7 protein-coding genes are annotated in these 9,048 nt (G+C 60.6%); 1 reads left to right on the forward strand and 6 read right to left on the reverse strand.

The annotated features are described in order from the left end of the window. Positions 1 to 640: 640 nt before the first annotated feature. From MUM_RS0112780 to MUM_RS0112805, 6 genes are read right to left on the reverse strand one after another with little or no spacing between them, the layout of a single operon-like run. Positions 641 to 2,038, reverse strand: coding sequence for a sigma-54-dependent transcriptional regulator (locus MUM_RS0112780; RefSeq protein ID WP_010170201.1), 1,398 nt, complete (start codon positions 2,036 to 2,038; stop codon positions 641 to 643). Further along, entirely contained in the window at positions 2,028 to 3,806 is a 1,779-nt protein-coding gene (locus MUM_RS0112785; protein ID WP_010170203.1) for a sensor histidine kinase, read from the reverse strand. The genes MUM_RS0112780 and MUM_RS0112785 overlap by 11 nt, the downstream gene beginning before the upstream one ends. Further along, positions 3,806 to 4,930, reverse strand: a complete 1,125-nt coding sequence (locus MUM_RS0112790; protein ID WP_010170205.1) for a GNAT family N-acetyltransferase — start codon at positions 4,928 to 4,930, stop codon at positions 3,806 to 3,808. Before MUM_RS0112790 ends, MUM_RS0112785 begins: the two co-directional genes overlap by 1 nt. Before the next feature lie 16 nt (positions 4,931 to 4,946). Next, positions 4,947 to 5,813 (reverse strand): alpha/beta hydrolase, encoded by an 867-nt coding sequence (locus MUM_RS0112795; RefSeq protein ID WP_010170208.1) that lies wholly within the window; start codon positions 5,811 to 5,813, stop codon positions 4,947 to 4,949. Further along, complete coding sequence (locus tag MUM_RS0112800) at positions 5,810 to 7,204, reverse strand: aspartate aminotransferase family protein (RefSeq protein WP_010170210.1); 1,395 nt, start codon at positions 7,202 to 7,204, stop codon at positions 5,810 to 5,812. Before MUM_RS0112800 ends, MUM_RS0112795 begins: the two co-directional genes overlap by 4 nt. Beyond that, entirely contained in the window at positions 7,197 to 7,901 is a 705-nt protein-coding gene (locus MUM_RS0112805) for an MtnX-like HAD-IB family phosphatase (protein WP_010170212.1), read from the reverse strand. Before MUM_RS0112805 ends, MUM_RS0112800 begins: the two co-directional genes overlap by 8 nt. A 229-nt stretch (positions 7,902 to 8,130) precedes the next feature. Here MUM_RS0112805 and MUM_RS0112810 point away from each other — a divergent pair, with 229 nt between their 5' ends. After that, complete coding sequence (locus MUM_RS0112810; protein WP_010170213.1) at positions 8,131 to 8,901, forward strand: MipA/OmpV family protein; 771 nt, start codon at positions 8,131 to 8,133, stop codon at positions 8,899 to 8,901. Positions 8,902 to 9,048: the final 147 nt, after the last annotated feature.

A 9,048-nucleotide genomic window follows, 5' to 3' on the forward strand; every position in this document is an offset into this window, starting at 1 on the left:
GAGTTACCCACGCTCCAAAGCCTGCGTTCGGCCAGCGTGGTTTAACGGGGCGCCTAAGATCAAGATCCAAAGCAGATCAACAGCACAGCGGCCTACAGGCCGGCTTGAGTGGTGTGAAGCAAAGGCAAGATCAAATTCTAAAGCGGGCACGGTCAAATGTGGGAGCTGGCTTGCCTGCGATGGCATCGCCTCGGTGTACCTGAAAAACCGAGGTGCCTGCATCGCAGGCAAGCCAGCTCCCACAGAAAAGCAGAGCTGCATCAGTTTCAGATTTGGTTTTCGCTTTGGCTTTTGATCTGGCTTCTACCACTCAAGCCGGCCTGTAGGCCGCTGTGCTCTTGCTTTTGATCTGGATCTGACTGCCCCAATAAGCCCGAGGCCGAACGCAGGGATTGAGGAGCGGGTAAACCGGCAGGACGCCGGTTTAGCCGCGACGGGGCAGGGACGCCCCGTCGCGGCGGCCCGCGGAGCAATGCCGGAGTGAGGGAACACCGAGCCTAGGCGAGGTGCCGACAGGCGGGGCAGAGCCCTTTGGTTACTTTGGGGCTTTTCCAAAGTGACCCGCTGTAAGAGCGGAACCATAAGCGGCCGTTACCTAAATAACGGATATGTACTCCCCCCAACAACTGCTCAGCGCCGCCTAGCGAACAATCTTGTCCACCTGAATCCCCAGCTTCTTCAACCGGTACCAAAAGCTGCGCTCGGAAATCCCGATCTTCTGCGCCGCCGCAGCCTGCACCCCGTTGCTCTCCTGCAACGCGGCCATGATGTACGCCTTCTCCACCTCGGCCAGCGCCGCGTCCAGATCCTGCGGCACACCCGGCCCGTTGCTGAGTATCGCGCCCACGCCGTCTTCAGCCGGTTTGGAAGCAAACAGATACGCCGGCAAATCAATGTCCTCGATCACCGGCGTCGCCGCGACGATGGTCGCCCGCTCCACGCAGTTTTGCAGCTCGCGAATATTGCCCGGCCAGGAATACGCCGCCATCGCCTGCAACGCCTCGGGGCTGAAACCGGTGATGCGTTTACCGGCGGTGGCGCTCAAGGTCTGGGCAAAGTGCCGGGCCAGCGGCGCGATGTCTTCCACCCGCTCACGCAGGGCCGGCAGGGGAATCGGGAATACATTCAGGCGGTAGTACAGGTCTTCACGAAATTCTTTGTTGGCCACCGCATCCAGCAAATTCTTGTTGGTAGCCGCGATCACCCGCACATCTACCTTGCGCTCGCGCGGGTCACCCACCGGTTCAATCACCCGCTCCTGCAAGGCCCGCAGGATTTTCGCCTGCAACGCCAACGGCATATCGCCCACTTCATCGAGAAACAACGTGCCTTTGTCGGCCTGCATGAAGCGCCCGACCCGGTCCGCCACGGCGCCGGTGAAGGCGCCCTTGCGGTGGCCGAACATCTCGCTTTCCAGCAAGCCTTCGGGAATCGCCGCGCAGTTGACCGCCACAAACGGCTTGTCGGCGCGGTTGCCGTGTTTGTGGATGGCTCGGGCGACCATCTCTTTGCCGGTGCCGCTTTCGCCCGTCAGCAGCACCGTGGCGTTGCTGTCGCGCACCGAATCCACGGCATGCAGCACGCGGCGAAACGCCGGGCTATCCCCCACCAGGCTGTCGAACTGGGCGTGTTCATCCAGCTCGGCACGCATGCGCGCGTTGTCGCGCATGATGTCGCGAAACTGCAGGGCCTTGGCCACGGTGATGTCCAGTTCGTCGATGTCGAACGGCTTGGCAATGTAGTCGTAGGCCCCGTTGCGCATCGACTGCACCGCGTTTTTCACGGTGCTGTAGGCGGTCATCACGATCACCGGCAATTGCGGGTAGCGCACCTTGATTTCCGCCAGCAGCGCCGGACCGTCCATGCCGGGCATGCGCCAGTCGCTGATCACCAGGTCGATGTCTTCCTGCTCCAGCACCTTGAGCGCGTGCAGGCCGTTGCCGGCGGTAAATACCTGGATCCCGCTCTGGCTCAAGGCCGACGAGAGCAAGTCACAGAGCTTGGGTTCGTCGTCGACTACCAATACGTTATGCGTCATCACCATCCTCATCATCGCCGTCGTCGTCACCCTGGGCCTGAATGTACAGGCTGAAGGTGGCGCCGGCATCTTTCTCGCTGACACATTCAATGCTGCCGTCATGACTTTCCATGATCGAGAAGACTTTGGCCAGACCCAAGCCCGTACCCGAGGCCTTGGTGGTGACGAATGGCGTGAAGATCCGCTCGATCATGTCCGGCGGAATACCCTCACCCGTATCGGCGATGCTGATCACTGTGTTGCCGCCCACGCTTTGGATGCCCAGGGTCAGGCGACCGCCGCCGGGCATCGCGTCGATGGCGTTCAGAATCAGGTTCAGGCAGGCCTGCTTGAGCTGCTTGGCATCGGCATAAATTGTCGCGCCGGGCGCCTGGTCATCGATTTGCGCATCGATGTTATGGGTCGACAGCTCAGGCCCGCAGAAGCCAAGGATTTCTTCCACCACCGGCCGTGCCGCTTGCACTGTGCGCAACGGCGCGCTGGGTTTGGCGAAGTCGAGGAATTCGGTGATCAGGTCGTTGATCCGGCTGACCTCGCTGATCACGTATTCGAGGTGACGCTTGTCGGTTTCCGGCAAATCGACGCGGCGGTGCAGCAACTGGGTGGCGGTCTTGATGATGCCCAGCGGGTTGCGAATTTCGTGGGCCAGGCCCATGGCGACCTCGCCCAGCGCATGCAGGCGGTCGCGGCGGCGCAGTTGCGCTTCCAGGTGATGCAACTCGCCGAGGCGCTCGGTCATGTGGTTGAAGGTGCTGCTCAGTTGCGCCAGTTCGTCGCCGCCGCTGACCGCCACGCGATGCTGATAGTTACCCGAAATCACCGCGCTGACGCCTTCGGACAAATCCCGCAGCGGGCGGGTCAGGCGCTGAGACACCAACATCCCGGCCGCCAGGGACAAGGCCGAGCTGAGCAGGAAGATCAGCACGAACAGGTTGCTCTGGTTCACCAGGCCCACCAGGCTGGTGTGCCGCAGCAGGCCACTGAAAATCACCCCTTGCAGCTCGCCGGCATCGTTGAAGATCGGCCAGTACAAACCGCTGTAGTTGTTGGTGAACTGTTCGCTGGGCTGCTTGGTGCTGCGCAGCGCGGCTTCGATATTCGAAGGAATCCGGTTGGGGTGATCGACAAAGCGCTGGGTGGAGAAAATTTCCGAGAAACCGGTGGGGTTGGCCAGGTACAAGCGCAGGTCCAGCGAGTGCACATCAGCCACGCTGGTCAGGAAACTGCTGTCCAGGTACGTGGCCACCAGCAGCTGATAGTCAACGCCGTCCTCGCTGGTCTCGAAGGTCGACACCACCACGCCGGTGGTCACGCCAGCCACCTCGACCGTCTGCAACACCGCATTACTGGCCAGGTTGATTTGCTTGACGATGTCATCGGCGGCCGTGCTGAAGACAATCTTGTGGTCACTGCTGCGGATCAGCGCGACCACATCGATGTCGGTGGCGGCGGCAATGTCGGCGGTCAGTTTGTCGTGCTTCTCGGCCTGGCGCGACGACGGCGGCTTGGTGTAGCGCAGGAACAGCTGGGCGACCCGGGCGTTGTCGTGGAGGATGTCGCCGATCTCGTCCTTGACGATCTTGGTCGACTCTTGCAGCCAGATCCGCACGTTGCTGTCGAAAATCTGCGACAGCGTTGTGGCGGCCAGCTCCGCCGCGATCATTGTCGGGATCACGGTGACCAGCCAGAACGCCAGCACCAGCTTGCGCTGGACGCTCCAACGCGAAATGGCAAAGGGGCGGGCTTTTTGGCGGGTCTTGTTGATCATCAGGTTTCGCTTATCGCAGCAGCCATGGCAGGGTCGGATCGATCCGGTCGGAGAAACACTTTTGCAACGAGCAGCGCACGGTTGACCAGCCAGTTGCGGTGGCGGAAAAACATACTGTTGCCCTGGAACTCGCAGCCCAGCAGCAACTTGCTGGCATAGCCGGCCTGACCGCACTCATACAACGCAATGTCATGGCGAATACAGTAGTCGATATTGGTTAACCAACTGCGCACCGCCAGGCTGTATTCGCGGCTGTAGTCACTGTCTTCGCCGAAAAACTTGTCAATCAGGCGATCCTGGTTCAGCAGGATCAGGTTGAACGCCACCAGTTGCTCGTCCACCCAATAAAGCACACAGACCGCACGCTCTTGCAGCTGTTCAAGGATACCGGTGAAATAGCCCGCCGGCAGTCGCTCGAACTGCAGGTCGGAACGTTCCAGGGTGGCCTCGTACAGCGCCATGATGCGCGGCAGTACGTCGTCGATATTACGTCGCCACTCAATGCGAGGGCCAGGCGCACGCAGTTTGCGGCGCAAGTCCTTGCGGGTGGCTTTGTCCAGGGAACCCAGGTAGGCGTCCACTGAACCAAAGGGAATCGGCAATAATGCCGTGGGCAGGCTGGGCATGCTCTGGAAACCCGCGCCAAGGCAGCTGTTTGACCAGCCTTCGTCCTTGGTCGGTGCGTCCTTGACCGCCACCAGCCCGACGCCGAACGCATCGGCATCCCGGCGTGCGGCGGCGAGTAACTGCGCAAGCAACGCCTCGCGCCCGGATTCGGGAACATGACTGGCGACACCCGCATTGCACTGTTCCGCCACCGGCGAGCCGATGGCATACAGGCCCAGCTTCAAAACACCCGGCCACAGTCGCTCCAGGCGCTCGGTAAAGCGCTTGCCTACGCCCGACACCGTGGTGTCGAGGCGATAACGCGTAATGAACGCCGGCGCGACCGCCACCAGCGTTGCCTCGTCAAACACCGCGAGATACCGCCACTGAAAATCATCAATGGCGGCATTTTCCACGGCCACGTAATAGTCCCAATCCTCCAGGGCATCGGGAAAACAGTCGTTCCAGGCACTGCGTTCGATGGCCCGAATGGTCGAAAAGGCTTGGGCGGTGATCACGTCAAATCCTTAGGGTTCAAGCCAGCTGTCGATAATCTTCAGGTGCCTCTGTGGCGTGTGCGTGTTGCCCGACAAACTCGGCGCTCAACTCGATCACCCGGCGGTATTGCAGGTCGACGGTGATCATGTGGTAGCAGTTGTCCAGCAGGATCTTGGTCACGGGGCCGCCGAGGTGGCGCTCCACGTAATCGGCGTTCCAGCGGCTGGTGATGTCATCCTCGATGGAATGCAGTACCAGGGCCGGGGTCTTGATCGATGGCATGAGTTTCTTCACCACGGCATTCATCCAGTGCAGTTCGCGCACCGTGACGCCTTCCATGGTCAACAGCCCCGCCTCGCTGCTCTCCCCTTCCTTCATCTGCCGCTCGACGATGGCCCGCAGGCGCTCGTTCTTGATGCCGTAGGGCGGCTTCTCAGTGAAGCGGAACAGGCGCACACCGAAGGGAATACGGATCAGCAACGGCGTGATGAACGCCATCTTGCTGATGCTCCAGCCGTCGTACTTCAAGGTAGTGGAGTACATCAACAAGCCAGCGACCTGGCCGGGGAACTGCGACGCCACGTACATCGACATCACCGCGCCCATCGACAAACCGCCGACAAACACCTGCTCGTGGCGTTGTTTCACCGCGACGAACGTCTTGCGCACGCCTTCGTACCAATCCTGCCAGCCGGTGGCTTGCAGGTCGCTGTTGTCCCCGCAGTGCCCGGCCAGGGTCGGCACGTACACCGTGCAGTTACCGACCTTGGCCAAGCCCTGGGCCACCCGACGGAGTTCCGTCGGGGTGCCCGTCAGGCCGTGGATCAACAGGATCCCCACCGGACCGCTACCGAGAACGAAGCCGGCATCACCTTCACCGAGGTCGATCTCGTGGCTGATCACCGTTTGGTCGCTCGCACAAGCAGTTGCTCGAGCAGCTTCAGGCCCAGGTCGATTTCCGGGTAGCTGATTTCCAGGGACGGTGCCAGGGTGATCACGTTTTTGTAGTAGCCGCCCACGTCGAGGATCAGGCCGAGTTTCTGACCGTCAACCACCATGTCGCCCTTCATGCCTTCCTCGACCATGTAGTCCAGGGTGGCCTTGTCCGGCGTGAAGCCGTCCGGAGCGCAGATTTCGCAGCGCAGTGCCAAGCCCAGGCCGTCGACGTCGCCGATGATCGGGAAGCGTTTTTGCAGCTCTTGCAGGCCGGCCAGGAAGTATTTGCCCTTGGCCATGACCATCGCGCCGTAGTCGACTTCGCTGGTCATCTTGAACATTTCCAGACCTACCGCGGTACCCAACGGGTTGGACGCGAAGGTGGAGTGAGTGGAGCCTGGCGGGAAGATTTTCGGGTTGATCAACTCTTCCTTGGCCCAGATGCCACCCAGCGGGTTCAGACCGTTGGTCAATGCCTTGCCGAAGACGATCACGTCAGGTTTGACGTCGAAGTGTTCGATCGACCACAGCTTGCCGGTACGCCAGAAGCCCATCTGGATTTCGTCGACGACCATCAGGATGCCGTGCTGGTCGAGGACCTGCTTGAGCTCGCTGTAGAAGTTCATCGGCGGGATCACGTAGCCGCCGGTGCCCTGGATCGGCTCGACGTAGAAGGCAGCGTATTCGCTCTGGCCGACTTTCGGGTCCCACACACCGTTGTATTCAGTTTCGAACAGGCGGGCGAACTGCTGCACGCAGTGGCTGCCGTATTCTTCCTTGGTCATGCCTTTCGGGCCGCGGAAGTGGTACGGGAACGGGATGAAGTTGGCGCGCTCGCCGAAGTGGCCATAGCGGCGACGGTAGCGGTAGCTCGAAGTGATCGAGGACGCGCCGAGGGTACGGCCGTGGTAGCCGCCTTCGAACGCGAACATCAGGCTCTTGCCGTTGGTGGCGTTACGCACCACTTTCAGGGAGTCTTCGATGGACTGCGAACCGCCCACGTTGAAGTGCACGCGACCGTCGAGGCCGAATTTTTTCTTGGCGTCGACTGCGATCATTTCCGACAGCTCGATCTTGCCTTTGTGCAGGTACTGGCTGGCGATTTGCGGCAGGGTGTCGATCTGCTGTTTCAGCGCGTTATTCAGGCGCGGGTTGGCGTAACCGAAGTTAACGGCCGAGTACCACATTTGCAGGTCGAGGTAAGCCTGGTCTTCGGTGTCCCACACGTAGGAGCCTTCGCAACGGCTGAAAATACGCGGAGGGTCGATGTAGTGAACGGTGTCGCCGTAGGAGCAGTACTTGGCTTCTTTATCCAGAAGAACCTGGTCTTCTGCGGTGGCAATACGGATATCAGACATGGTGGAAGAGTTCCTGATTGTCGGAAGAGGTGCTGAAGGAGGTGGCGTTGGCGGCGATGCCCTGAGGCAGCTTGGCCAGCAATGCCGGCAGTTCGGCGAAGGTGTCGAACCGCACGTAGGGAATGTTGTTGGTTTCGCAGTAGTCGGCCAGGCTGGCCTTGGCGAAGACGAAGTCGGCGGTGGAGGCCACGCACATGTCGGACTTGCCGTCGCCGATCACCAGCACGCGCTTGTTGCGCGGGGTGGACTTGCACTTGCAGTTGCCGGAAGCCGCGCGGCAGGCGTCGCTGGAATACGGGAAGTCGATGCGCCAGCTGTTCTGGTCGACCTGGCGCAGACGATTGGCGAGGATCGGCAACAAGGTCACGTAGTTGCGCGACAGAATCCGCGCGATGCCTTGTTCGATGCCATCGCTGACCACCTCAATGGAAGCGCCGAGGCCCATGACATGGTCGACGAAATCCGGGAAATCCGGGTCGATCTCGACACTGTCGAAGTAGGCCAGCAACTCGGCGGGAGTCGCCTTGATCAGCGCCAGTTGACGGCTCAGGCATTCGCGCGAACCGATGTGCCCATCCAGCCATTCCTGTTCGATGGTTTCCCACTCGGGACCGGCGAAGCGTTGGAGGACGTTGTCGATGACGTCGGTGGGGGTGATGGTCCCGTCGAAGTCACACACGATATGCCAGTGAATCATCTGCATTTACCTATGAAGTAGGAACGCGCTGTTGCGCTTGCAGGGGATAGAGCACGGAGTGTGCCAAGTGCTAGAAACCCCTGTTTTCAAGGGGTTTGGCGGGTACCGGCGTGTGGTTGTGTCGGAACTGGCTACAATTTTTGTAGCTTGCTACAACCTAGATGAGTGCTTGCCTAAGGCAGGGTGTTTGCGCGTTCATGCGCGCATGTTCACAAAAGGAAATGGCTCCATGTTCAGGGTTACTTTTGCTGTATTCGCCGGTTTGCTGGGGCTGTGGGGTGTTTCCGGCGCTGCGCTGGCGGACGGGATCACCGGCGAGGTCGGCGCGGGCGTCAGCTATCAGCCCCATGATCCGACGGGCAGCCGCTACGAAACGCGGCCCATTCCTTACTTCGATCTGGATTGGGGGAGTGTCAGCCTGGGTACCGACGACGGGCTGACCTGGAGTGCCCTGAATACCCAAGGCTTTACGGCCGGGCCTTATATCAATTACCTGCCGGGGCGGACTGCCAACGGGTCGTTGCGGGGCTTGCGGGATGTTTCGGACATGGCTGAGGTCGGGGGCTTTATTCAGTACGCACCGGCTGAGTTCTGGCGGGTGTATGCGCAAGTGGGCCAGGCCGTGGGCGGTGCGCGGGATCAAAGTGGCGTGGTGGGCAAGCTTGGGGGTGAGCTGGGTTATCCGTTGGGGAGCGGCATCATCGGCAGCACCGGTTTGATGGCGCACTTTGCCGATGCGCGTCAGGCGCAGACGTTTTTCGGGGTGGATGCGAACGAGGCGGCGGCTTCGGGGTTTCGGCCTTATAACGCCAGTGCCGGGTTTCAGAACCTGACGTTGACGCAAAGTTTTGAGTTTCCCCTGGATGCGAAGTGGTCGCTGTTGACCAGTGCCAGCTGGATTCACCTTGTGGGTTCGGCGGCCAATAGCAGCATCGTCAAGGAAACCGGGGATGTGAATCAGGGGCAGGTGCAGACTGCGATCAGCTATAAGTTTGATTGAGCTGGGGGTATATCCGTTATTTAGGTGATGGCTGATATGGGTTCCGCTCTTACAGCGGCTCACTTTTGAACAGCGCAAAAGTAAGCAAAACGCTCTTGCCCCACCACTCGGCACCTCGCCCAGGCTCGGTGTGCCCTCACTCCGGTA

The sequence above is a fragment of the Pseudomonas sp. PAMC 25886 genome (assembly GCF_000242655.1).
In the GTDB taxonomy this organism is placed as follows: domain Bacteria; phylum Pseudomonadota; class Gammaproteobacteria; order Pseudomonadales; family Pseudomonadaceae; genus Aquipseudomonas.

Bases quoted from the DNA above. Each gene is read 5' to 3' on its own strand.
- MUM_RS0112780 (WP_010170201.1), bottom strand. From the start codon at position 2,038: ATGACGCATAACGTATTGGTAGTCGACGACGAACCCAAGCTCTGTGAC.
- MUM_RS0112785 (WP_010170203.1), bottom strand. From the start codon at position 3,806: ATGATCAACAAGACCCGCCAAAAAGCCCGCCCCTTTGCCATTTCGCGT.
- MUM_RS0112800 (WP_010170210.1), bottom strand. From the start codon at position 7,204: ATGTCTGATATCCGTATTGCCACCGCAGAAGACCAGGTTCTTCTGGAT.
- MUM_RS0112805 (WP_010170212.1), bottom strand. From the start codon at position 7,901: ATGATTCACTGGCATATCGTGTGTGACTTCGACGGGACCATCACCCCC.
- MUM_RS0112810 (WP_010170213.1), top strand. From the start codon at position 8,131: ATGTTCAGGGTTACTTTTGCTGTATTCGCCGGTTTGCTGGGGCTGTGG.